Source organism: Stenotrophomonas sp. YJH_SMC_53, assembly GCF_059369995.1.
In genome coordinates, this window is sequence record NZ_JCAFTF010000005.1 from 46,562 (window position 1) to 67,955 (window position 21,394).

The 21,394-nt window shown below is 68.0% G+C and carries 18 protein-coding genes and 1 riboswitch; of the genes, 7 read left to right on the forward strand and 11 right to left on the reverse strand.

Going from position 1 to position 21,394, the window contains the following annotated elements; all coding sequences use genetic code 11:
• Positions 1-54 precede the first annotated feature (54 nt).
• Positions 55-723: a phosphoglycolate phosphatase gene (gene gph / locus AC5P7X_RS09410; RefSeq protein WP_053498038.1), complete on the forward strand. Its 669-nt coding sequence runs from the start codon at positions 55-57 to the stop codon at positions 721-723.
• Positions 724-814: 91 nt separating this feature from the next.
• Here the strand turns inward: gph and btuB are convergent, their stop codons facing one another.
• Positions 815-2,656: a TonB-dependent vitamin B12 receptor gene (gene btuB, locus AC5P7X_RS09415; RefSeq protein ID WP_495214750.1), complete on the reverse strand. Its 1,842-nt coding sequence runs from the start codon at positions 2,654-2,656 to the stop codon at positions 815-817.
• A 116-nt stretch (positions 2,657-2,772) separates the two neighbouring features.
• Positions 2,773-2,995, reverse strand: a riboswitch (cobalamin riboswitch).
• A gap of 143 nt (positions 2,996-3,138) precedes the next feature.
• Here btuB and AC5P7X_RS09420 point away from each other — a divergent pair.
• On the forward strand, positions 3,139-3,717 hold the full coding sequence (locus tag AC5P7X_RS09420; protein ID WP_005415139.1) for a histidine phosphatase family protein: 579 nt from the start codon (positions 3,139-3,141) through the stop codon (positions 3,715-3,717).
• A 91-nt stretch (positions 3,718-3,808) separates the two neighbouring features.
• Here AC5P7X_RS09420 and AC5P7X_RS09425 read toward each other — a convergent pair whose 3' ends face one another.
• Together AC5P7X_RS09425 and AC5P7X_RS09430 are read right to left on the reverse strand one after the other, a co-directional pair.
• The gene (locus AC5P7X_RS09425) at positions 3,809-4,171 is read right to left on the reverse strand and encodes a TfoX/Sxy family protein (protein WP_061478647.1); all 363 of its coding nucleotides are present in this window, start codon (positions 4,169-4,171) and stop codon (positions 3,809-3,811) included.
• On the reverse strand, positions 4,168-4,650 hold the full coding sequence (locus tag AC5P7X_RS09430) for a GAF domain-containing protein (protein ID WP_004140850.1): 483 nt from the start codon (positions 4,648-4,650) through the stop codon (positions 4,168-4,170). Before AC5P7X_RS09430 ends, AC5P7X_RS09425 begins: the two co-directional genes overlap by 4 nt.
• Before the next feature lie 68 nt (positions 4,651-4,718).
• Here AC5P7X_RS09430 and bioD point away from each other — a divergent pair, with 68 nt between their 5' ends.
• Positions 4,719-5,402, forward strand: a complete 684-nt coding sequence (gene bioD, locus AC5P7X_RS09435) for a dethiobiotin synthase (protein WP_053498033.1) — start codon at positions 4,719-4,721, stop codon at positions 5,400-5,402.
• 78 nt (positions 5,403-5,480) lie between these two features.
• Here bioD and AC5P7X_RS09440 read toward each other — a convergent pair whose 3' ends face one another.
• The 4 genes from AC5P7X_RS09440 to msrB all read right to left on the reverse strand — a co-directional run bounded on the left by AC5P7X_RS09440 (position 5,481) and on the right by msrB (position 10,271).
• The gene (locus AC5P7X_RS09440; RefSeq protein WP_206620151.1) at positions 5,481-6,932 is read right to left on the reverse strand and encodes an aminotransferase-like domain-containing protein; all 1,452 of its coding nucleotides are present in this window, start codon (positions 6,930-6,932) and stop codon (positions 5,481-5,483) included.
• A gap of 242 nt (positions 6,933-7,174) precedes the next feature.
• Positions 7,175-7,912, reverse strand: coding sequence for a peptide-methionine (S)-S-oxide reductase MsrA (msrA, locus tag AC5P7X_RS09445; RefSeq protein ID WP_188248475.1), 738 nt, complete (start codon positions 7,910-7,912; stop codon positions 7,175-7,177).
• A gap of 14 nt (positions 7,913-7,926) precedes the next feature.
• On the reverse strand, positions 7,927-9,696 hold the full coding sequence (locus AC5P7X_RS09450; protein WP_206620152.1) for a cytochrome c biogenesis protein DipZ: 1,770 nt from the start codon (positions 9,694-9,696) through the stop codon (positions 7,927-7,929).
• A 2-nt stretch (positions 9,697-9,698) separates the two neighbouring features.
• Entirely contained in the window at positions 9,699-10,271 is a 573-nt protein-coding gene (gene msrB / locus AC5P7X_RS09455; protein ID WP_171957943.1) for a peptide-methionine (R)-S-oxide reductase MsrB, read from the reverse strand.
• A 145-nt stretch (positions 10,272-10,416) separates the two neighbouring features.
• Between msrB and AC5P7X_RS09460 the strand changes: the two genes are divergently transcribed.
• The gene (locus AC5P7X_RS09460; protein ID WP_005415146.1) at positions 10,417-11,136 is read left to right on the forward strand and encodes a response regulator transcription factor; all 720 of its coding nucleotides are present in this window, start codon (positions 10,417-10,419) and stop codon (positions 11,134-11,136) included.
• Entirely contained in the window at positions 11,133-12,602 is a 1,470-nt protein-coding gene (locus tag AC5P7X_RS09465; RefSeq protein ID WP_171957944.1) for a sensor histidine kinase, read from the forward strand. Before AC5P7X_RS09460 ends, AC5P7X_RS09465 begins: the two co-directional genes overlap by 4 nt.
• Here AC5P7X_RS09465 and AC5P7X_RS09470 read toward each other — a convergent pair.
• Positions 12,599-13,948: an ATP-binding protein gene (locus AC5P7X_RS09470; RefSeq protein WP_138953163.1), complete on the reverse strand. Its 1,350-nt coding sequence runs from the start codon at positions 13,946-13,948 to the stop codon at positions 12,599-12,601. The genes AC5P7X_RS09465 and AC5P7X_RS09470 overlap by 4 nt on opposite strands.
• Positions 13,945-14,634: a winged helix-turn-helix domain-containing protein gene (locus AC5P7X_RS09475; protein WP_005415149.1), complete on the reverse strand. Its 690-nt coding sequence runs from the start codon at positions 14,632-14,634 to the stop codon at positions 13,945-13,947. Before AC5P7X_RS09475 ends, AC5P7X_RS09470 begins: the two co-directional genes overlap by 4 nt.
• Positions 14,635-14,983: 349 nt before the next feature.
• On the opposite strand from AC5P7X_RS09475, the gene asnB reads away from it, so the two are divergent.
• Positions 14,984-16,885, forward strand: a complete 1,902-nt coding sequence (asnB, locus tag AC5P7X_RS09480) for an asparagine synthase (glutamine-hydrolyzing) (RefSeq protein ID WP_329842825.1) — start codon at positions 14,984-14,986, stop codon at positions 16,883-16,885.
• A gap of 810 nt (positions 16,886-17,695) precedes the next feature.
• On the opposite strand, the gene AC5P7X_RS09485 is transcribed toward asnB, so the two are convergent.
• Together AC5P7X_RS09485 and queD are read right to left on the reverse strand one after the other, a co-directional pair.
• Positions 17,696-18,043, reverse strand: coding sequence for a phasin family protein (locus AC5P7X_RS09485; RefSeq protein ID WP_053501159.1), 348 nt, complete (start codon positions 18,041-18,043; stop codon positions 17,696-17,698).
• A gap of 116 nt (positions 18,044-18,159) precedes the next feature.
• Complete coding sequence (gene queD / locus AC5P7X_RS09490; RefSeq protein ID WP_005407953.1) at positions 18,160-18,522, reverse strand: 6-carboxytetrahydropterin synthase QueD; 363 nt, start codon at positions 18,520-18,522, stop codon at positions 18,160-18,162.
• Between the two features lie 190 nt (positions 18,523-18,712).
• Here queD and AC5P7X_RS09495 point away from each other — a divergent pair, with 190 nt between their 5' ends.
• Positions 18,713-21,352 (forward strand): TonB-dependent receptor, encoded by a 2,640-nt coding sequence (locus AC5P7X_RS09495; protein WP_329842823.1) that lies wholly within the window; start codon positions 18,713-18,715, stop codon positions 21,350-21,352.
• Positions 21,353-21,394 lie beyond the last annotated feature (42 nt).

Sequence of the window (21,394 nt, forward strand, 5' to 3'; positions counted from 1 at the left end):
GGGGAAAAAGCGCGGCGTACAATGGACGGCCCCACGTTGTACAGGCGTCGTCCCTTGTCGTATCCCTATCCGCTGGTCGTATTCGATCTCGATGGCACGCTGGTCGACAGCGCAGCTGACATCGCCGAAGCGCTGAACCGCACGCTGGAAGCCATCGGCATGGCACGGGTGCCGGAAGCCACCGTGCTCGGCTGGATCGGCGACGGTGTGCGCCGCCTGGTCGAACAGGCCGTGCACGCCGCCGGTCGTGAGGTCGACCTGGCCGAGGTCATGCCGGTGTTCATGGTGCACTACCGTGAATGCCTGCTGCGCAGCCCGCGCCTGTTCGATGGCGTGGCCGACGCACTGGCGCAGCTGCGCGCGCGCGCCGTGCCACTGGCGATCTGCACCAACAAGCCCGAAGCACTGGTGCCGCCGCTGCTGCAGCACCTGGGCATCGGTGATGCGTTCGCGCTGGTACTGGGCGGCGATTCACTGCCGCAGCGCAAGCCCAGCGGTGAGCCGCTGCGGCATATCGCTGCGCACTTCGGGCTGCCGGTCGATGCCTGCCTGATGGTGGGTGATTCGCTGACCGACTACCGCGCCGCCGAAGATGCGGGCATGCCGATCGCGCTGGTCCGCTACGGCTACCCGCGCGGTCTGGACCTGGCCACCGCGCATGCGGTGGCGGTGATCGATGACCTGCGTGAACTGCCGGGGTTGACCGCCGGCGTCCCGGTGTAGAGCCGAGCCCATGCTCGGCTGCTTTGCTGCCTGAGCCGAGCATGGACTCGGCTCTACAGAGAAAGCGCCGGGCAATGCCCGGCGCCTTCTTTCATTTCGGCTGGTAACGCACGCTCACCTGGTACTCACGACCGGGCTGGTTGAACCACGCCACGGTCTCGTATCGTCGGTCGAACACGTTGGCGGCACGCGCCAGCAGCGACCACGACGGCGTCAGCGCGTACTCGGCGCGCAGATCCAGCGTGCCGTAACCCGCCACCTTCACCGCGTTGGCGGCATCGTCATAGCGCTTGCCCGCTCCCTGAACCGTCAGGCCTGCGCGGAAGGCCCCGAAACGTCGATCGAGGTCCAGGCGCGCGGTCTGCTGTGCACGACGCGGCAGCCAGTTGTCGAACTGGGTGCTGCCGCCGGTGCGGTTGCGTGGGTCGGTGTAGCTCAGCTGGGCGTTGATGTCGAAGCCGGCCAGCAGCACGCCACCGGTCAGTTCGGCACCGCGGATGCGCGCCTTCTCCACCTGCTGCATCCTGAAGGTCGCCGCATCGTAGGTGATCAGATCATCGATGCGGGTTTCATAGACGTCCAGGCCCCAGTGCCAGCCCTGTCCCTGCTGCGAAACGCCCAGGTTGGTGCTCTTGGACTTCTCCGGGTTCAACGTCGGCACACCGCTCCACGGGTCGTACAGGTCGCTGAAGGTCGGCGCCTTGAACGCAGTGCCGTAACTGGCATTGACACGCAGGCCGTGGCCGAGCTCCATCGCCCAGCCGAGGCTGCCGGTGGCGTGGTTGCCGAACTGCTGGTTGTCGTCGTTGCGCGCGCTGGCCTGCAGCTGGTGGCGACCGAAGCGTCCCTGGTACTGCACGAACACGCCGGTGTTGCGGCGGCTGTCGACCCGATATCCGGCACTGCTGCCATCCAGGTTGTCTTCGCTCCAGTCCACGCCGGTGCTCAGCAGCTGGCCTTCGGCCAAGGCGAAGTCACCCTGCAGCGAGGCACTGTCGCGGTGGGTCTGAGCGCTGCCACGGGCATCGAAGTCACCGAAGTTGTCCGACTCGTTGTCACTGCGCCCGACATTGGCGGTGAACGCCAGGCGTTCGGACGGGGTGTAGCGCACCTTGCCGGCCAGCACCTGCTGGCGGGTTTCCGAATAGTTGTAGTAGCCGTCGTAATGGTTCTTTCCGTCGGCACGCAATGCACTGCCTTCCACGTTCCATTGGTCGTTGAAGGTGTAGCCACCGCGCAGGCTCTTGGACAGGTTGCGGTAGCCATCGCGGTCATGTTCGTCGGCAAAGCAGCCGGTGAACAGCGTTGCCGAGCCGCGGCAGGCATCGATGCCATCGGAATGCTGGTAGGCGATGTCGGCGCCGAACCAGCCGCGTTCGGTCCCGCCGCCGATCCCGCCGCTGGCTTCGCGCAGGCCGTTGCTGCCGCCACCGAGCAGGAAGTGCGGGGCGAAATCACCCTGGTTGCGGCGGGTGAAGATCTGGATCACGCCGCCAATGGCATCGGCGCCGTACAGGCTCGACTGCGGGCCACGCACGATTTCCACGCGCTCGATCTGCGCCAGCGGCAGGTCCTGGTACATCGCCAGGCCGAGGTCGGCACTGTTGATGCGCACGCCGTCGACCAGCACCACGGTGTGGCCCGAGTTGGTGCCGCGCAGGAACAGCGAGCTCTGCTTGCCGAGCCCGCCGGCATTGGTCAGGTTGATGCCGGCGCGGCCGCGCAGCAGTTCCTGCAGCGAGGTGGCCTGGCTGGATTCGATCTGCGCGCGGTCGATCACCTGGGCCGGCGCGATGCTGTCCTGCAGGGCGATCGGGGTGCGCGTGGCGGTGACCAGGATCTGGTCGAGCGCGGTGGTGTCATCGGCGGCCTGTGCCAGCGCGGGCAGGGCGGCCAGTACGGCCAGGGACAGCATTCGGGACTGCAGCTTCATGGGGGAACTCCAGGTGCCACGCACGCCCGCGTGGCGAAGGGGAGGAGCCGCGAAGGCAGGCACGCGCCGATGCCGCAGCGCACGCCACGGTCATCCAGCGCCATGCCCACCGCATCGCGACCTGAGGCTTCCGGGCCGGTCTCCGGGCTTGCCGCCGGGTGGCGCGAGGCCACCGTCCAGGCGCCTTCCCATGCCTGCGGCACAGTGGCGGTGTTGCCTGGAACTGACGTGCTTACCGTTGCGGGGGCAGCGCCGGCCTGGCGTGGAATCACGCGTCACCGGCTTCCCGTTTCAACCTGCCGGCCACGGCCGCAGGTCACCTGGAAGTGCGCGCAGTCTACGGCATCGCAGGCCGTCCCGTTGCGTCGCGCCTGCGCGGCTGCCTTTGCTGTGCCTTTAGAATGGTTGCTCGATCCCGTGGTGCCGTTACCGATGTCTGCCCGTTCTCCGTTGTACCTGCGTCGCCCGTCCGGGACGCACGCATGATCCTCGACCTGGTCCGCCATGCCGGCAACGGTCGCGATGAGTTCCTTGATGGCCGCAGCGATCCACCGCAGCTGGCCGGCCTGCCGCAGGAGCTGGTCGAGGCCTATGCCGAGCAACGCTGGGAGCGGGTGATCAGTTCACCGCGGTTGCGCGCCCTGCACACGGCGATGGCGCTGGCCACCCCACGCGGGCTGGACGTCGAAGCGGACGAGGAATGGGAAGAACTGGATTTCGGCGATTGGGACGGGCAGTCGCTGTTCGACCTGCCGGAAGATGCGCTGGCCGCCTTCCATGCCGATCCGCATGCGTTCCCGCCGCCGAACGGCGAGAGCTGGGGTCATTTCGAGCGGCGTATCGCGCGCGCGCTGGATCGCCTGCTCGATGATGATGATCCGGTGCCGACGCTGGTGGTCAGCCATGGTGGCCCGCTGCGCATGGTGTTGTCGCAGGTTTGCGGCCTGCCGATGTCGCTGTGCTGGGCCCTGCGCATCGACCACGGCACGCGCCTGCGGGTGTGGCTGGAGCGGGGCGAGGTCGGGCTGGTGGGCGAGCTGCTGGAACTGCAGCAGCCGTAGTCCATCGGTAGTGCCGGCCGCTGGCCGGCAGCCTCAGGAACGTTGCAAGGATCACGCAGCTGCCGGCCAGCGGCCGGCACTACCGGTGCAGTCAATCCTCGTCCGCGCGCTCGGTCACGCTGTCTTCCGCCTCATCGTCGGCATCGAAGCGCTGCTCATGCACCGGGCCCGACGCCGGGCCGGCCGCCTTCAGCGGATGCGCGGCGATGCGCGCTTCGTAGTCCTGCACCAGCGCTTCACGCTGCGGCTCGCTCAGCTCCTGCCAGTGGCAGTCCAGCAATGCGCCTTCCAGCGAGTACAGCAGGTTCAGGCTGGGCTTGAAGCCGGCCCGCTTGACCTTGACGAAGGCGCCAACTGCGCCGATCGCAACCAGGTCCTCGCGGCTGCGCAGCCCGACCTGGCGCAGCCACGCTGCACTCTTCGGGCCGATGTTGCGCAGCTTCGGTGCGCTCATCCCAGTGCCTCGACGAACACGCGGGCGATGGCTTCCAGGCCGGCCTGATCGTCGGCATCGAAGCGGCCGACCTTCGGGCTGTCGATATCGAACACGCCGATCAGTTCATCGCCGCGCAGCAGCGGCACCACCAGCTCCGAACGCGAGGCCGAATCGCAGGCGATGTGGCCGGGGAAGGCATCGACGTCGTCCACGCGCTGGGTCACGCGCTGGCTGGCGGCGGCACCGCACACGCCCTTGTCCAGCGGGATGCGCACGCAGGCCGGCAGGCCCTGGAACGGGCCGACCACCAGTTCCTTGCCGTCATACAGGTAGAAGCCCACCCAGTTCAGGTCGGGCAGGGCGTGATAGACCAGTGCGGAGAGGTTGGCCGCGTTGGCGATGCGGTCGGACTCGGCGTAGACCAGGCCACGGGCCTGTTCCAGCAGCTGGGCGTATTGTTCCGGCTTGCTGCCGGTGAGCGAGGCATTGGCGAACATGCCTGCAGTCTAGCAAGTGCACCGGGCCGGCGATAATGCGCGCACTGTTGCCCTGTTGGAGCCCATCGATGCCGTTGCCCGCTACGCTGCCGCCCGCCCTGTTCGTTACCGGCACCGACACCGAAATCGGCAAGACCGCGGCCAGCACGGCGCTGCTGCATGCACTGCGCCAGCGTGGCCTGCGCGCGGTGGGCATGAAGCCCGTGGCCAGCGGCAGCGAGGACCTGGGGCAGGGCCTGCGCAACGAGGACGCGCTGGCGCTGCAGGCGGCCAGCTGGCCGGTGCCTGACTATGCCGACCTGAATCCCTATGCGCTGCGGCAGCCGCTGGCACCGGAGCTGGCCGCTGCCGAGGACGGCGTGCAGGTGGCGCTGGCGCCGATCGTGGCCGCGTTCGAACGCCTGCGCGCGAAGGCCGATATCGTCGTGGTGGAGGGCGTGGGCGGTTGGCTGGCACCGGTCTCGGCCACGCTGGACCAGCTCGACCTGGTGCGTGCGCTGCAGCTGCCGGTGCTGCTGGTGGTGGGCATGCGGCTGGGCTGCGTCAACCACGCGCGGTTGACTGCGCAATCACTGCAGGCCAGCGGCGTGGACTGCCTGGGCTGGATCGGCAACCACATCGACCCGGCGATGCAGCGCCAGGACGAGAACATCGCCACGCTGCAGCAGCGCTTGCCGATGCCGTGCTGGGGACGGCTGCCGCATTTGCCGGGGGCGGATGGTCAGATCCTGAGTACACACCTGCTCGACTGACCTGCTTCCTGTAGAGCCGAGCCCATGCTCGGCTCAGCGTGGACCGTCAGCGAAGGGCAGCCGAGCGTAGGCTCGGCTCTACAGGAGCTGGCGCACTGCCAGCTCCCGCGCGATCGCACCCAGCCGTTCCACCGCACCGATGAAGCGCGCATCCAGGCTCTGGCAGCACGACAGCCGCAGGCAGTGGCGATAGCGCGCACCACGCGAATAGACCTGGCCGGGCATGAACACGATGTCCTCCTGCAGCGCTCGCTCGAACAGCTCTCGCGTGTCCACGCCCGGCAGTTCCAGCCACAGCAGGAATCCGCCCTGTGGTTCGGTGGCGCGGGTGCCTGCCGGGAAATGCTCGGCTACCAGCTGGCGCAGTCGTCCCACCTGTTCGCGGTACAGCCGGCGCATGCGATGCAAATGGTGCTCGTAGCTGCCTGCTTCCAGATACGCGGCCACCGCATCGCCGAGCAGCTGCGGCTCACCGCCGGTGGACTGGAACTTCAGCAGCGCGATGCGCTCTGCGAAGCGACCGCCATCCAGCCAGCCGATGCGGTAATCCGGCGCCAGTGTCTTTGAGAAGCCACCGACCACCATCACCCAGCCATCGCGATCAAAGGCTTTCAGCAACGGGGCCGGTGGCTCGCAGAACTGCAGCTCGGCGTACACCGCATCCTCGATCAGGGGCAGCTGCCGTGCGTTGACCAGCTCGGCCAAGCGTTGCTTGGCGGCGGTCGGCATGGTGCAGCCGAGCGGGTTGTGCACGGTCGGCATCACCACCAGTGCGGCCAGCGGCGTGTGCTCCAGCAGCGCATCCAGTGCACCTACATCCAGTCCGTGCTGCGGGTGGGTGGGTAACTCGATGGCCTGCAGGCCGAGGTTGGCCAGCAACGGATACAGGTTGAAGTAGGACGGCGCCTCGATGCCCACCGCATCACCGGGCTGGGTGACCGCGCGCAACGCCAGCTGCAGGGCTTCCATCGCACCATGGGTCAGCAGGAGTCGCTCGGCGTGGGTGTGCAGGCCCATGCGCGGACTGCGGCGCACGATCTGCGCCAGCAGCCGCGGTGAACCATTCGGGCGCGCGTAGGTCTCCACCGTCTGTTGGCCATGGCGCAGTACCTGCGCGGTGTGCTTGGCCAACTGCGCGCCGGGGTAGAACTGGCGACCACGCGGGCCGGCGAAGGCCAGGTCGACCACACCCGGGCGGCGCTGCGCTTCCAGCACGCGCGCCATCAGCACCTGCTGCAGCGGTGCGGTGGGTGCCGAGGGCGCATCGCGCAATGATCGTTCCGGCACCGACAGCCGCGGCGCCACCTCGAAGCCGGCCTTGGGCCGCGGAATGACCAGGCCGGCATCTTCCAGCTGGCGATAGGCGGCGATCACCGTGTTGAGGCTGAGCCTGCGCTGCGATGCCATCTGCCGCAGCGAGGGCAGGCGGCTGCCGACCGGAAGGCGACCGCCGTGGATGGCCTCGGCCAGTTCGTCGGAGAGCCGCTGGTAGCGTGGAGGGATCATCGTGGCCTGGTCATCTGTATCCATCGAACATCCCGCCATCTGGTTCTGTACCCATGATGATGGCGAGCCTAGCATGTCGTCGTCGGCCGGGCCTGATCGGGGCGTGGCCGGCGCATTCCAAGCGCACGGCGGGACCGCCGTGCGTCTTTTTTTGTGTGTAGAGCCGAGCCCGCGCTCGGCTGCTTTTCCGCCAACAGCAGCCGAGCGTGGGGTTGGCTCTACAGAAGCGCAGCGCCGAGCACCGATCAGCCCCAGGGCAAATGCCGTCAGCGCATCGGCACCAGCACCGCCTCGCGCCGGTACAGCGCCGGGAACTGCCTGGCCAGGGCCGCCAGCTTCGGTGCGTCGTAGTAGCGGATGTAGGCGGCCTGCGGGTAGTTGGTCATGTAGTTCTGGTGGTAGCTCTCGGCCGGATAGAAGCGCTGGCCGCTGACCAGCTGGGTGACGATCGGTGCGCGGTAGCTGCCGGCCTGGCCGAGCTGGGCAATGTAGGCACGGCTGGCCGCCTGCTGGCGGGCGTCATCACTGAAGATCGCCGAGCGATACTGGCTGCCGTGGTCCGGACCCTGGCGGTTGAGCTGGGTCGGGTCGTGCGCGACCGAGAAGAACACCTGCATCAGCTGTCCATAGCTGACCTGGCGCGGATCGTAGTCAATCTTTACGGCTTCGGCATGGCCGCTCTGGCCACCGCTGACGCGCTCATAGCGCGCATTGGCTGCACTGCCACCGATATAGCCGGACACCGCATTGCTCACGCCCTTGACGTGCTGGAACACGCCCTGCACGCCCCAGAAGCAACCGCCGGCAAACACCACGCTGGCGTGGGTGGCGTCATCGCGGAACGCCGCATCGCCGGTGGGGGCCGGCAGTGACTGGATCTGCGCGCTGGCTTCGACCGGCGCCGCAGCCGCACCGTGATCGACCAGCAGCACCCCGGCAATCAATGCCATGGCCACCAGGCCGGCCACACCGGCGGCGATGCCCTGTTCAAAGGAGAGTTTCATCATGTGCTCCCGGTTCAACCGAAGGTGAAGGCATAGGCCTGCACGCCCGCATCGAGGAATTCGATCTCGAAGCGATGCGGACCGACCGTGCCGCGCTGGCGTACCAGCTGGTACAGGCGATGCTCGTCGACCACGCCACTGCCATCGGCGCCGACATCACTACCGGCATCGGCGGCGGGCAGCGCCTTGCCATCCAGCCAGACGCGGAAGCGCACCGGCCTGCCGTCGCGGCTGGGCGCCAGCACCAGGTGCAGGTCGCGCGCATGGAACTGGAAGGCAATGCGGCCACCGGCCTGCTGCAGCTGTGCGGCTTCATCGGTGACGGTCCAGCGCCCCGACAGTCCCCACTGGTTCAGCGCCAGGGTCGTCGGCAAGGAGTAGTCGAACGCGGCATCACTGCGCTGCCCGCCGGGCGAGGCGAACTGTTCGGCGCGGGCGTGGCCCAGATACGTTTCCGGCGAGCGCAGGTTGCCCATGTCGGCCTGCACGGCCACGCCTTTCAGGTCGGCGGCCGCAGGATCGGCAGGCGGCGGCAGGTTGGCCTGCCCGGCTTCGGTCAGCAGGCGACGGATCATCTGTTCCGAACGCGCGTAGCTGCCTTCGCCGAACTGGTGGCCGCGGATGTTGCCCTGCGCATCAACGAAGTACTGCGCAGGCCAGTAGCGGTTGTTGAACGCGCGCCAGATCGTGTACTGGTTGTCGAGCGCCACCGGGTACTCGACCTTCAGCTGCTGCACCGCCTTCATCACGTTGCGCGGGTCACGCTCGAAGGCGAACTCCGGCGTGTGCACGCCGATCACCACCAGGCCGTGGTCGCGGTAGCGGCGCTCCCATTCGTGCACGAACGGCATCGCACGCAGGCAGTTGATGCAGGAGTAGGTCCAGAAATCGACCAGCACGACCTTGCCGCGCAGCTGCTGGACCGTCAGCGGTGGGCTGTTGAGCCAGCCGGTGGCCCCGTCCAGCGCGGGCAGGGTGCCTTCGACCGGCAGCGGTGCATCGCCAGCGGCGTCGGCACCGGCGATCATCATCATCGGTGGTGCCGCCGGCTGCGCGCCGGGTACCGCGTCCAGCAGGCCCTGCTCGATACGCGCGGTGCTGAGCGTGGAAAGACGGGTCAGCAGGCCGGTATCCCAGCCCAGGCCGATCGCTACCACCGCCAGCAGGGCGGCCACGCCCAGCACCTTGCGCAGTGCATCGCCGAGGCCAAGCCGCGCCTGCAGCGCACGGAACACGCGGCCACCCACCCATACCGCCAGCGCCAGCGCAGTGATCGCGCCCAGCGCATACGCCAGCAGCAGCCCACTGGTGCCAGCGCTGGCACCATGCAGGGCGGCACCGGTCAGCACCAGGCCGAGGATCGGACCGGCGCATGGCGCCCACAGCAGGCCGGTGGCGATGCCGATCAGCAGCGAGGTCCACGCGCCGCCGCGCCCAGCGGCATCCGCGGCATCGGCGCGCGCGCTCAGACGGGCACCCACGCGCTGGAACGGCGCCAGCAGATGGTCGGCCAGTCGTGGCCACAGCAGGGCGACCGCGAACAGTGCCATCAGCAGCAGGGCGATCCAGCGCCCGACCTGGTTGGCCTGTGCCACCCATTGGCTGCCCACTGCGGCCAGGCTGGCAACCACGGTGAAGGTGAGCGCCATGCCCAGCAGCAATGGCAGCGTGCTGCGCAGGAACGGACGATCGGCACGCGCGAACACGAACGGAAGCACCGGCAGGATGCAGGGACTGAGCAGGGTCAGCGCGCCCCCCAGGTAGGCAAGCAGCAACAGCAGCATCGTCAGGCTCCGGAAACAGGGGAAGAACCGACCGGCACCCGCCAGCCGTCGGCAGTGCCATCCGTGGCGCCGGGAACGAACACCATCGCTGCACCGTTCATGCAGTAGCGCAGCCCGGTCGGGCGTGGGCCATCGTTGAACACATGGCCGAGGTGGCCGCCACAGCGACGGCAGTGCACCTCCACCCGCAGCATCCCGAAGGTGATGTCGCGGTCTTCGCCGATGGCGTTGTGCAGCGGCGCCCAGAAGCTGGGCCAGCCGGTGCCGCTCTCGAACTTGGTGGAGGAGGAAAACAGCGGCAGCGCACAGCCGGCACACGCGAAGGTGCCCTGGCGGTGTTCCTTGTTGAGCGGGCTGCTCCACGGCCGTTCGGTGGCCTGCTGGCGCAGCACCGCGTACTGCGCCGGGGTCAGGCGCTGGCGCCAGTCGGCATCGCTGTGCATGACCTCGAACTGTCGCGACGGGCGCGCTTCAGCGGCGGCCGGGGCGGCGCGGCTGCAGGCCCCCAGGCCGAGCAGGCCGGCGGCGGTGGCAACACCTCCCAGGCCCAGCAGATGGCGGCGGGACAAGGACATGGCGGACTCCGGGAAGGGGATGACGGGGCCATGCTGCGCCCGCCCGGGTCAACGAATCCTCACGCAGGATTCAATTTTTCGTGAGGTATCGGCGGCCGTCCCGCGCCACAATGCAACCCGCCTCCCCACTGGCCTTGAGCTGACGATGTCGACCAAACGCGTGCTGATCGTTGAAGACGATGCCCACATCGCCGACCTGCTGCGCATGCACCTGGGCGATGAGGGCTACGATGTCGCCCATGCTGCCAGCGGCGATGCCGGCCTGCGCCTGCTCGAGCAGGAAGGTCCCTGGGATGCGCTGGTGCTGGACGTGATGCTGCCCGGCGTGGACGGCCTGCAGGTGTGCCAGCGCGCACGCGCGATGGCGCGGTATGTGCCGATCATCATCATCAGTGCGCGCGGCAGCGAAACCCAGCGCATCGTCGGCCTGGAACTGGGCGCGGACGATTACCTGGCAAAACCCTTCTCGATGCCGGAACTGGTGGCACGCGTGCGCGCGCTGCTGCGCCGCGCCGAGGCGATGGCGCAGAGCGCACGCATCGATGCCGGCGCGATCGAGCTGGGGGGACTGCAGCTGGACCCGGTCGCGCGTACCGCCTCGGTGGATGGCAATCCATTGGAGCTGACCCCGCGCGAGTTCGACCTGCTGTTGTTCTTCGCCCGTCACCCGGACCAGGTGTTCGCGCGCATGGAACTGCTCAACCAGGTATGGGGCTACCAGCACGATGGCTACGAGCATACGGTCAACACCCATATCAACCGCCTGCGCAGCAAGATCGAGCCCGATCCGGCCAATCCGCGGCGGCTGCTGACGGTGTGGGGCCGTGGCTACAAGCTGGTCGACCCGGCCGGAGCAGCGGCATGATCAAGCCGAACCTGTGGCAGAAGCTGGCAGTGGTGACCGCTGCGCTGATGCTGACGTGCTGCATGGCGCTGCTTGCACTGCAGATGCGCGCCAATACCCGCCACGAGCAGGAGGTGGTACAGCGGTTGTCGCTGGGCCTGGCAGAGCACATCGCCCAGCGCAGCGAGCTGATGGATACCAGCGGCATGCGTGATGCGGCGGTGCGGGCGTTGTTCGGCCAGTTGATGGCGGTCAATCCCAGCGTCGAGGTCTACCTGCTGGATGACCAGGGCCGCATCCTCGGCCACGATGCACCCAGTGGGCACCTGGTGCGAAACCGGGTGGACGTGGCGCCGCTGCGCCACCTGCTGGCCGGTGCGCCGTTGCCGATCCTCGGCGATGACCCGCGTAGCGCGAATGGCCGCAAGGTGTTCAGCGCGGCACCTTTGATCGTGCAGGGCCGGCCGGCGGGCTACGTGTACGTGGTGCTGGTCGGCGAGCACCGGCAGATGCTGGCCGACGATCTTGCCGCCGGCAGCCAGTGGAACACCACGCTGTGGTCGGTGGTGCTGGTCGGTGGCCTCGGCTTGCTGGCCGGGCTGGTGGCGTTCTACTGGGTGACCCGTCCGCTGCGGCGGCTGACCCGACGCATCCAGGCCTTCGACATCGACGCACCCACGCCGTTGCCACCGCCGGAGCCGCTGCGCCCCGGTGAGCGCGACGAGCTGGTGATCCTCGAACACGCGCATGCGCAGATGGCGCAGCGGCTGGGCGAGCAGTGGCAGCAGCTGCGCCAGCAGGACCTGCAGCGCCGCGAACTGGTTGCCAATATCTCGCACGACCTGCGCACGCCGCTGTCGTCGCTGCATGGCTACCTGGAAACGCTGGCATTGAAGGACGCCACGCTGTCAGCGGACGAACGCCGCCGCTATCTCGGTATCGCGCTGGCGCAGAGCGCCAAGGTCGGCCGGCTGGCGCGCGCGCTGTTCGAGCTGGCGCGGCTGGAGCATGGCGAAGTGCGGTTGGAGTGGGAGGTGTTCGCGCTGCCGGAGCTGCTGCAGGACGTGCTGCAGAAGTTCGAACTGGCGGCACAGGCGCGTGGCCAGCAGCTGCACGCAGCGTTCCCCCCCGGCCTGCCGCTGGTGCGCGCCGACCTGGGCCTGGTCGAACGGGTGTTGACCAACCTGCTCGACAACGCGCTGCGCCATGCACCCGACGGTGGACAGATCGAGGTGCGCCTTTGCGCGACTCCCGACAGCGTGGAGGTCAGCGTGGCTGATGACGGCCCAGGGGTGGCGCAGGCGTTGCGCACCCAGCTGTTCCAGGCACCGGCCGCGCTGGGCGCGCGGCGCGGCGAGAACGGCGGATTGGGGCTGTTGATCGTGCAGCGCATCGTGCAGCTGCACGGCCGCCGCATCGAACTGCGCGACAGCGAGCGTGGCGCGCTGTTCGTGTTTGCCTTGCCGCGTGCGGAACCGGCGGCCTAGCAGGCCGCTTCGCATTCGACGATGCCGCCGCCGTTTTCCAGCGGCAGGTGCAGGCGGATGCAGGCACCGCCCAGCGCCGAATCGGTCACTTCGACGTGGCCGCCATGCTTGTCGGCCACCACCTGCACCAGTGCCAGGCCGAGGCCGAAGCCGGGACTGCCCGGGTCCAGCCGGACGTAGGGCTGCAGTACCTGGCCGCGCAGTTCGGGTGCAATGCCGGGGCCGTCGTCCTCCACCTGCAGGCATAGCCAGCCGTCATTGACGCTGCTGGCAATACGGATCTGCCGGCGCGCGTAGCGCAGTGCATTGCCGAGCAGGTTGCGCAGTGCCAGCTCCAGCATATGCCGGTTGACGTTGACCAGGCCCACCGGCGACAGCGCCTGCTGCACCGGCATCGGCAGCGGCGCGAACTGGGCGACCACGCCGCGCACCAGCGCCGCCAGCTGCAGGCGCTGGCGGGTCAGCTGATGGCAGCGGCCCAGTGCGGCGTACTCGACGCCTGCATCGGTCAGGTGCTGCAGCCGATCCACATCGGTGCGCAATCCGCCCAGTGCATCGCGCTGCCCATCATCAAGCGCGGTGTCCTCCAGGTCGGCCAGGCCGAAACGCATCCGCGCCAATGGCGTGCGCACTTCGTGCGCCACCGCCTGCGCCAGCACACGCTGGCTTTCCAGCAGCTGCTGCAGCTGCTCGGCCATGTGGTTGAAGGCATTGGCCAGTGGCCGCACCAGCGCGGTGCCCGCACGCGGCGCACGCGTGTCCAACTGGCCATCGCGCATCTGCCTGGCCGCCTGCGCCAGCTGCGAGACGTCGCGCCACAACCGATAGACCATCACGTACATCGGCAATGCCACCGCCACCATCAGGATCAGCAGCAGGATCGCCACGCCCGACACTTCGCTGTCCTGCCAGCCCTCGTCCGGCAGCGCTTCATCCAGCGGCCCCAGCATCACCGCGTAGTCGCTGTCACCGATGCGCTGCAGGCTGCGCATGTGCTCCAGGTCGATCTGCACGCGGCCGTTGTTGAACGGCGGACGTTGGCTGGCCGGCAACGCCTTCACTGCCTCAGCCAGCGGCACCATGCGCAGCGCGTAGGCGAAATCGGCGTCGAGTTCGCGTGCCAGCACCGGCCACTGGTCGCGCGGGGTTTCGGCGAAGCGGTGCTGCAGCAGGGCATGGGTGCCACGCATTTCGGCCTGCAGCCCGGCTTCGGTGCGGTCCTCCAGCAGGGCATCCCAGGCCCACAGGCCCAGCACGATCAGCAACAGGTGGGCAACCAGGAAGCCGATGCCGTAGCGCAGGAAGTGGAAGGCGTGGCCGCGCATCGCCGAGGGCGTGCGCTTCATCCCCATGCCGAGCGGCTGAACAGGTAGCCGCGGCCACGGACGGTCTTGATCCGTTCCGGCTGCTCGGGGTTGTCGCCCAGCTTGCGGCGCAGGCGCGAGATGCGGGCATCGATCGAACGGTCCAGGCCGTCGAAGGCGATGCCACGCAGGCCGCGCAGCAGCGCGTCGCGGTCCAGGATCTGGCCGGCATTGCTGGCCAGCAGGAACAGCAGGTCGAACTCGGCCGTGGTCAGCTCCAGCAGGCTGCCCTGCAGGTGCACGTTGCGGGTGGACGGGTCGATGCTCAGCTCGCCGAAGCGCAGGCTGCCGTCACGCGGTTCGACCCGGCGGTGGCGGCGCAGGTGGGCGCGCAGCCGCGCCAGCAGCACCCGCGGTTCGATCGGTTTGCCGATGTAGTCGTCGGCCCCCAGCTCCAGCCCCAGAACCTGGTCGATGTTGTCGGTGCGGGCGGTCAGCACGCAGATGATGCCGTCATAGAGGGGCCGGATCTGCCGACACACTTCGAAACCATCCTGGTCGGGCAGGCCGACATCGAGCAGCACCAAGGCTGGTTTCTCGGCCAGGATGCGGGCCACTGCGCGCTCGCCGCTGCGCTCGTGGGCCACCTGGTAGCCATGCCGTTGCAGGTAGTCGCTGACCATCGTTCCCAGGCGGGCATCGTCTTCGACCAGTACGATATCCAGCATTTCCAAGGCCTCCGTAGGCGCAAACGTACCGCCACGGCACGAGCGCGGCGATGCTATCCCAGCCATCGGGCCGCCCGGGTCCCGGGGGCGGGCGCCATTCAGCCGGGGTTGCTGGCGCAGGGGCCGGGTCTCAGTCCCGGCAACAACTTGGCGTTCAGCATAGCCTGATGCTGTTACAAAACGTTACCTTCGTGATACGACAGGTGACGATCGCTGACAGCAAAGCGACTGACGCCGCGCGGCCCGGCGCCGAGCATGGAGTCTCCTCCGCTCCGCGTGCCGTCCCCATGTCGCCCGCCGCCCCCTGCCTGCTGAACCCGTCCCGCCGCCGCCAGTGCGGAGGCTCCCGATGAGCGGCGTGGTCGGGGCCTGGTTGCCGCCCGCCGAGGACGAGCAGTTGCTGCAGCAGCTGGCGCCGATGCTGCGGGCGCTGCAGCAGCGTGGGCGTGGCCGCATCGGCTACTGGACCGACGCCGAGGCCGGCCTCGCGCTGGGCCACTGCCGGGCGCCGACCGATACGCCGTTGCAGCCGCTGAGCTCGGACTGCGGTCGCTACGTGCTGTGCCTGGACGGCCGCCTGTACAACCGCGCTGACCTGCAGGCGCAGTTGCGCGATCTGCCACGCAGCTGCAGCGATGCACGGCTGCTGCTGCAGGCGATCGTCGAATGGGGCGTGCAGCGGGCGCTGTCGCGTATCGAGGGCGCCTTCGGTTTCAGCGTCTGGGACCGCGAGTCGCGCGTGCTGTGGCTGGCCCGTGATCCGGTGGGCGAGCGGCCGCTGTACTACGGCTGGTACCAGGGCCAGTTCCTGTTCGCCTCGGAGTTGAAGGCGCTGCAGGCCTTCGCCGGGTTCGCACCGAGCATCGACCAGGATGCGCTGAGCCTTCTGCTGCGTCACGACTATGTGCCGGCGCCGCACACCATCTACCGCGGCATCCACAAGCTGGTGGCGGGCGCGATGCTGCGCATCGATCTCAGCGACCATGCCGCGGGTTGCTCCAGCCAGGCCGAGCAGGGGGGCGCGCGTTACTGGTGCGCACGCGAAGCAATGCAGCGTGCACTGCAGGAGCCGCTGCAACCGGCGCCGAGCCTGGAACAGGCCACCGACCAGCTTGAGGCGGTACTTCAGAAAGCCATCGCTTCACGCATGCACTCGCCGCTGGCGTGTGGCGCGTTCCTGTCCGGAGGCACCGACTCCTCGCTGGTGACGGCGATGATGCAGGCCCAATCCACGCTGCCGATCGAAGCATGGACGGTCGGCTTCGACGATCCGGGACATGACGAGAGCGACTGGGCGTCGCAGGTCGCGCGCCATCTGGGTGTGCAGCACCACCTGCACCGCATGGACGCGCGCCAGGGCCTGGATCTGCTGCAGCGCCTGCCGCAGGTCTGGTGCGAACCGTTCGCCGACGCCTCGCAGCTGCCGACGCTGCTGGCCAGTGAACTGCTGGGGGCACGCAAGCCGGTGGCGCTGACCGGTGACGGTGGCGATGAACTGTTCTTCGGCCACCCCAGCTATGGCCGCGCGCTGCGCAATGCGCGCCTGTGCGGTGGCTTGCCGGACTGGGTACGCGACCTGGCGCGGCGCAGCGGCAACCGCATGAACGCCGAGCGTGGTCGTCTCGGTGGATGGCGTGCCTTGGTGGCCGAAGTTGCTGCCAACGATGTGGAAGGCCACTATCTGCAGCGGGTGACCCGCTGGCGGCAGCCGGCGCAGGTGGTGCTGGGCGCGCGTGAACCGGTGACGATCTTCCAGCAGCAGGACTCGGCGCTGCCGGCCGAAGCGCGCATCCAGCTGCTGGATTTCCGCATGGATCTGGCCGAGGGCATCCTGGCCAAGGTCGACCGCGCGGGCATGGCGGCGGGCGTTGAAACCCGTGCGCCACTGCTGGACATGGAGGTGGTGCGACTGGCCTGGCGCCTGCCGCAGCACCTGAAGTACCACGACGGCGAACACAAACTGATCCTGAAGCACCTGTTGGCACGCTACCTGCCCGGGCCGCTGGTGTACCGTCCCAAGCGCGGCTTTGGCCCGCCGATGGCGCGCTGGCTGGCCGGTCCGTTGCGCGATTGGGCGGAGGCGCTGCTGGACCCGCAGCTGCTTCGCAATCAGGGCTGTTTCGATCCGGCACGCGTGCGCGGCATCTGGGAAGCGTTCCTGCGCGGCGAGCGCAAGTGGCACACGCACCTGTGGAACGTGTTGATGTTCCAGGCGTGGCACCAGCACTGGCACGGTGGTCGCGGGCGCTGAGGTTCCTTCGCGGTGTGTTCTGCGTGGCGCGTGGCGGATTCGTTCTGCGCGGCGCAGGGCGGAGGCCCTTGCGTACGAATGTCCTCCGGCGCCGGCCGTTGGCCGTCACCTCCTCCTTTACTTCGTACGCAAGGGCCTCCGCCCTGCGTTCGGAGTTCGTCGGCGCGTCATTGAAAGGTTGCCGCGAGCACTGCGCTCTACCCACCGCACGCCGAGCCTCGTCGGGGCGGGCAGGGGTCTGGGCAAAGTAAAGGAGGAGGTGACGGCCAACGGCCGGCGCCGGGGGACATTTGTTCAGACCCCTGCCTGCCCCGGCGGGGCCCATCAGTTCGTGGGGAATCGAGACGAAGACACGCTTGTGGCGGATTCATTCTGCGTGGCGCAGGGCGGAGGCCCTCGCGTACGAATGTCCTCTGGCGACGGCCGTTGGCCGTCACCTCCTCCTTTACTTCGTACGCAAGGGCCTCCGCCCTGCGTTCGGAGTTCGTCGGCGCGTCATTGATTCGTCGGCGCGTCATTGAAAGGTTGCCGCGAGCACTGCGCTCTACCCACCGCACGCCGAGCCTCGTCGGGGCGGGCAGGGGTCTGGGCAAAGTAAAGGAGGAGGTGACGGCCAACGGCCGGCGCCGGGGGACATTTGCCCAGGCCCCTGCCTGTCCCGGCGGGGCCCCTCAGCTCGCAGAGACATCGGACGAAGACGCACTTCGGAATCCGAACACCAGGCAAAAAAAAAGGACCCGGCAGAGGGAGGGATCTGCCGGGTCCGGATTGCATGGGGGGAGGGACCCATGCAATGAGCGTTGCGTCGCGTCAGTGGTTGTTCGCGTCCGCCGTTGATTCGTTGCAGCCCTGCACCAGTTCGGACCACGCCTTGCTTGCCTGCAGGCCGAGACCGACCACATCCTGCTGGGCCTGGCCCAGCCGCTGCAGGTTGTCCTGCCACAGCTGTGCGCCCTTGTTGAGCATCCCGGCCGTGTCGTCGCTGCGGGCCAGTTCACCCAGCCAGCCGCCGGTCGCGGTCAGGTTGCGCTCCATCACCTTCAACTGCACGCCGAACATGCTCTCCGCGTTCTCCAACGCCAGCCGGTTCGCACGCGTGGCTGCGGCGGCGAGCTGGCGGGTGGCATCACTGAAGCGATCGCTGAAGGCGGCGGCCATGGGGCATCAGGGAGTGGCTTGATGCAGTGCAGCATACGCTCTTGATGTGGCAATGCAACAAAAATAACAAAGGCGCCCAGGGCGCCTTTGAAACACCTTTCAGATCAATGGGTTGATCAGGCCGTCGGACCGCGGTAGCGGCAGCCGGAGGTGCAGGTTTCGTGCACGGTGATCTCGCTCAGCGCCGGCAGGCTGGGCTTGAGTTCGTTCCAGATCCACACCGCCAGATTCTCGCTGGTCGGGTTCTCCAGGCCGGGGATGTCGTTGAGGTAGTGATGGTCCAGGCGGTCATAGATCGGCTGGAAAGCCGCCTTCACGTCGCCGAAGTCCATGATCCAGCCAGTCTGCGCGCCGGGCTCGCCCTCGACCTTCAGTTCCACCCGGAACGAGTGGCCGTGCAGGCGCGCGCACTTGTGCCCCGGCGGCACGTTGGGAAGGCGGTGCGCCGCCTCGAGCATGAAGACTTTGAAGATTTCCATGGCGCAATTGTACGCCGCAGGCGGCCCGGCAGCCTGAGTGGACGCCGGGCTTTCGTGAAGTGACTCTTTCCATCCGGATGAAGAGATGATAGTTTCTCTTATATCCGTATGAAGAGATGTTATTGGCCGGGCGCCGGCCAGGCATGGACTACTGCGGAACTTCGTCGTCCTTACCACCCCCCACATCGTCATGCCCAAGCACACCCTGCTCGTGGCGGCCCTGGCCGTCGCTCTGGCCGCGCCGTTGTCCGCCGCCGCCGAAACCTCCGCCGACGCCAGTGGCGAAGCCAGCACCCTGGCCGCCGTGCGTGTCACCGGTTCCAACATCAAGCGCGCCGATACCGAGGCCTCCAACCCGGTGCAGGTGATCGGTCGCCAGCAGCTGGAACAGACCGGCAAGGCCACCGTGGCCGACGTGCTGCGTTCGATCTCGGCCAACACCGGCAACGCCAGCAACGAAACCACCAACAACGGCTGGGCCTCCGGCTCGGCCGGCATCGGCCTGCGCGGCCTGTCGCAGAAGAACACGCTGGTGCTGCTCAACGGCCGCCGTCTGGCCAACTACGGCTTCCCGGCCGGCGGCCTGTCCGATACGTTCGTTGATCTCAACGCGCTGCCGCTGGTCGCAGTCGAGCGCATCGAAGTGCTCAAGGACGGCGCCTCGGCGGTGTACGGCTCCGACGCCGTGGCCGGCGTGGTCAACATCATCACCCGGCAGAACTTCGAAGGCGCCGAGATCGGCGGCAGCTTCGGCGGTGCCGACCAGGGCGGCCTGCACGAGCAGAACCTGAAGTTCGTCGGCGGCCTCGGTGATCTGGACACCGATGGCTACAACATCCTCTTCAGCCTGCAGGGTTACAACCGCGAGCGCCTGGACCAGGACGAGCGCAACCTGACCCGCAGTGGCATCTACACCGACAAGCCCGGTGGCCGCTGGAACGGCTGGTCGGCCAAGGGCGCACGCTACCTGGTCAACGGCGTGTCGGTGCCGATGCTCGATGCCAACGGCAACTGCCCGGCCGGCACCACCCGCGTTGCCAGCGCGCCGATCGATGGCCTGTCCGGTGATACCTGCGGCTTCAACCAGGCACCGTTCACCACGCTGATCCCTTCGACCAAGCGTTACCAGGCCTATGCCAACGGCACCTTCCGCCTGAACGACAATGTCGAAGCCTTCGGCGAAGTGCTGTACAGCCAGATCAAGAGCGCTGCCTGGTTTGGCAGCAGCCCCTTCTTCACCCTGGAGAGCGGCCGCTTCGCACTGAACGCGGACAGCGGCCTGGCCGAGCCGGTGTCGTCGCTGCTGCCGGCCAGCAATCCGTACAACCCGTACGGGCGTGCGATCCCGATCGAGTACACCTTCTTCGACCTCGGCGGCACGATCAAGACCAACCGCTCCACCGCCTATCGCGGCGTGTTCGGCCTGCGTGGCACCACCGCCAACTGGGATTGGGAAGTGGCCGCATTCGGTGCGCGCAGCAGCGAGCGCGAGAGCGTGTCCGGCGGCTTCGCCAACCGCTGGGCGCTGGCCAACGCACTGTCCACGGGCAGCTACAACCTGCTTGACCCGGCAGCCACGCCGCAGTCGGTGCGTGATTCGATCAACATCGCCACGCTGCGTCCGGCCGAGTCCAAGCTGCAGGGCATCGATGCCAAGATTTCCGGCAGCCTGGGCCGCACCTGGGCCGGCGAGATCGGCTTCGCCGCTGGTGCCGAGTGGCGCCGCGAAAAGCTCGATTCCAACAACCCGTGGCAGATCGATGCCGGCCTGCAGGTGCGCCCGGCCATCGCAGAAGTACATGGCCAGCGCCAGGTCAGTGCCGCCTACGCCGAAGTGAACGTGCCGCTGGCCTCGACGCTGGAGCTGTCCGCCGCCGCGCGTGCCGATCACTACGATGATTTCGGCGATGCGTTCTCGCCGAAGATCGGCCTGCGCTGGCAGCCGCTGGATTTCCTGCTGGTGCGTGCGTCGGCGTCGAAGGGCTTCCGTGCGCCGTCGCTGTCGGAAAACTCCAACAGCACCAGCATCGCCTATGGCAGCGTGGTCGATCCGCGTGATCCGGACGTGCCGGGTTCGCGGCAGAACCCGACCTTCTTCACCGTCGGCAACAACGAACTGAAGCCCGAGCGCACCAGGAGCGTGAACTTCGGTGTGGTGCTGTCGCCGTGGGCCAACACCAACCTGAGCGTGGACTACTACCGCATCCAGCTGGACAACCTGGTCGGCACCAACAACACCCAGACCCTGGTCAACGACAACGTGGCTGGCGCGGTGCAGCGCGATGAGCGCGGCAAGCTGCAGGCGGTCTACAACCGCTACCAGAACCTGAGCGAGCTGAAGACCTCCGGCATCGACGTCGAACTGCGCCAGCGCATCCCGACCGCGGTGCTGGGTGACTTCACCGTGTCCTCGGCTTACACCCACGTGCGCGACTACCGTCGCCCGACCGTGGTCGGTGGCCCGCTGGTCGACTACGCCGGCAGCAACCTGGGCGCGACCCTGCCCAAGGACAAGGCCACCACCACGCTGGATTGGAAGTACGGTGATTTCAACGCAGCCGTGACCTGGTACTACACCAGCAGCTACCGCCAGGAAGCCAGCACCGCAGCCAAGGCGGTGCAGCAGCGCGTCGGCAGCTACAGCCAGTACGACGTGTACCTGGCCTACACCGGTATCGACAAGCTGACCGTGTACGCCAAGGTGCAGAACCTGGCCGACAAGACGCCGCCGTACGACGCCTCGTTCCCGGGCATCCGCGCACCGTACGACTTCAGCCAGTACGACCTGCGCGGCCGCTACTTCACGCTGGGCTTCGATTACCGCTTCTGATCCATCCGCCGCGGCCGGCCACCTGAAGGGACCGGCCGCGCA

What these genes read in the sequence shown, in the direction of transcription:
- btuB (WP_495214750.1), bottom strand. Translation starts at nt 2,656, where the DNA reads ATGAAGCTGCAGTCCCGAATGCTGTCCCTGGCCGTACTGGCCGCCCTG.
- AC5P7X_RS09420 (WP_005415139.1), top strand. Translation starts at nt 3,139, where the DNA reads ATGATCCTCGACCTGGTCCGCCATGCCGGCAACGGTCGCGATGAGTTC.
- AC5P7X_RS09425 (WP_061478647.1), bottom strand. Translation starts at nt 4,171, where the DNA reads ATGAGCGCACCGAAGCTGCGCAACATCGGCCCGAAGAGTGCAGCGTGG.
- AC5P7X_RS09430 (WP_004140850.1), bottom strand. Translation starts at nt 4,650, where the DNA reads ATGTTCGCCAATGCCTCGCTCACCGGCAGCAAGCCGGAACAATACGCC.
- bioD (WP_053498033.1), top strand. Translation starts at nt 4,719, where the DNA reads ATGCCGTTGCCCGCTACGCTGCCGCCCGCCCTGTTCGTTACCGGCACC.
- AC5P7X_RS09440 (WP_206620151.1), bottom strand. Translation starts at nt 6,932, where the DNA reads ATGGATACAGATGACCAGGCCACGATGATCCCTCCACGCTACCAGCGG.
- msrA (WP_188248475.1), bottom strand. Translation starts at nt 7,912, where the DNA reads ATGAAACTCTCCTTTGAACAGGGCATCGCCGCCGGTGTGGCCGGCCTG.
- AC5P7X_RS09450 (WP_206620152.1), bottom strand. Translation starts at nt 9,696, where the DNA reads ATGCTGCTGTTGCTGCTTGCCTACCTGGGGGGCGCGCTGACCCTGCTC.
- msrB (WP_171957943.1), bottom strand. Translation starts at nt 10,271, where the DNA reads ATGTCCTTGTCCCGCCGCCATCTGCTGGGCCTGGGAGGTGTTGCCACC.
- AC5P7X_RS09460 (WP_005415146.1), top strand. Translation starts at nt 10,417, where the DNA reads ATGTCGACCAAACGCGTGCTGATCGTTGAAGACGATGCCCACATCGCC.
- AC5P7X_RS09465 (WP_171957944.1), top strand. Translation starts at nt 11,133, where the DNA reads ATGATCAAGCCGAACCTGTGGCAGAAGCTGGCAGTGGTGACCGCTGCG.
- AC5P7X_RS09470 (WP_138953163.1), bottom strand. Translation starts at nt 13,948, where the DNA reads ATGAAGCGCACGCCCTCGGCGATGCGCGGCCACGCCTTCCACTTCCTG.
- AC5P7X_RS09475 (WP_005415149.1), bottom strand. Translation starts at nt 14,634, where the DNA reads ATGCTGGATATCGTACTGGTCGAAGACGATGCCCGCCTGGGAACGATG.
- asnB (WP_329842825.1), top strand. Translation starts at nt 14,984, where the DNA reads ATGAGCGGCGTGGTCGGGGCCTGGTTGCCGCCCGCCGAGGACGAGCAG.
- AC5P7X_RS09485 (WP_053501159.1), bottom strand. Translation starts at nt 18,043, where the DNA reads ATGGCCGCCGCCTTCAGCGATCGCTTCAGTGATGCCACCCGCCAGCTC.
- queD (WP_005407953.1), bottom strand. Translation starts at nt 18,522, where the DNA reads ATGGAAATCTTCAAAGTCTTCATGCTCGAGGCGGCGCACCGCCTTCCC.
- AC5P7X_RS09495 (WP_329842823.1), top strand. Translation starts at nt 18,713, where the DNA reads ATGCCCAAGCACACCCTGCTCGTGGCGGCCCTGGCCGTCGCTCTGGCC.